The sequence below is a fragment of the Streptomyces coerulescens genome (genome assembly GCF_042657965.1).
GTDB classification, from domain to species: Bacteria; Actinomycetota; Actinomycetes; order Streptomycetales; family Streptomycetaceae; genus Streptomyces; species Streptomyces coerulescens.
Genome location: NZ_JBHSKM010000031.1, coordinates 1 through 1316 on the forward strand (window position 1 = coordinate 1; position 1316 = coordinate 1316).

Consider the following 1316-nt stretch of genomic DNA (forward strand, 5'->3'; position numbering starts at 1 on the left):
TCGACCGACACCGCAGGCCCCTCCAGTCCGAACACATACGAAAGGCGGCCGGACGCCACACTCGGCGTACTGCCGGTCAGCAGATAGCCACCGGTCTCGCCCTGCGGGCTCTGCATGTTCCCGCCGTAGCCGCTTCCGGAGACGCCGGCGTAGACGCCCGTCGCGGTTCCGCGCAGCGAGGACGGATCGATCCCGGCGTCCTCCAACGCCTCCCAAGCCGTCTCCAGCAGCAGCCGCTGCTGCGGATCCATCGCCAGAGCCTCACGCGGCGAAATCCCGAACAACTCGGCGTCGAAGAGCGCCGCGCCGTCGAGGAACCCGCCGACGGCGGCCAAGCCCTCCAACAGGGCGGGATCCCAGCCACGATCCGTCGGCAGCACGCTCAGCCCGTCCCGCCCCTCCGCGACCAGATCCCACAACCCCTCGGCGGAATCCGCCCCACCCGGGAACCGGCACCCCATCCCCACAATCGCAACCGGCTCATCGACAGCCGTGCGCGTGCGACCGGCGGCGACCACGGCGCCGTCCCTGGTGTCCGTCACGCCCAGCAGCTGGGTCTTGAGGAAACCGGCGAGGGCCGAGGGCGTCGGGTGGTCGAAGACCAGGGTGGCGGAGAGGGTGATGCCGGTGGCGGAGCCGAGGCGGTTGCGCAGGTCGACGGCGGTGAGCGAGTCGAACCCGAGGTCCTTGAAGGCGCGGGAGGTATCGATCGACCCCGGGGACGCATGCCCGAGCACCGCGGCGACCTGCGCCTGCACCAGGTCCACCAACTGCCGCTCCTGTTCGGCCGGCTGGAGCCCGGCCAGCTTCCGGGCCAGGCCGGTGGCCGCTGCCGCCCCCACCTGACCGACGGCCCGACGCCGACGGTCGGCGGCAGGCACGAGACCTTGCAGGATGCCGGGGAGGCTGTCGCGTACGGCTACCAGGGCGGGCGTTCGCAGGGCTACGGGGACGGCGACCGGTTCGTTCACCAGCAGCGCCGCATCGAGAAGGGCCAGCCCCTCACTCGTCTCCAACGCCGGGAAGCCCTGCCGGGCCATACGCTCCAGCTCGGCCTCGCCCAGGGTGCCGCCCATACCGTCGGCGTTCGCCCACATGCCCCAGGCCAGCGAGACGGCCGGCAGCCCTTGGGACTGACGGATCACGGCCAGGGCATCCAGCACGTTGTTCGCCGCCGAATACGCTGCCTGGCCGGCGTTGCCCACCACGCCCGCGAAAGAGGAGAAGAGCACGAAAGCGGAGAGGTCGTGGCCGACGGTCAACTCGTGGAGATACAGGGCTGATTCAGCCTTCGCGGCCACCACACGGCTCACACG

1 protein-coding gene is annotated in these 1316 nt (G+C 71.1%); it reads right to left on the minus strand.

What is annotated here, in order from left to right; all coding sequences use genetic code 11:
- A partial coding sequence (locus ACFPQ9_RS34605; protein WP_380862322.1) for a beta-ketoacyl synthase N-terminal-like domain-containing protein occupies window positions 1–1316 on the minus strand: 1316 nt, incomplete at both ends.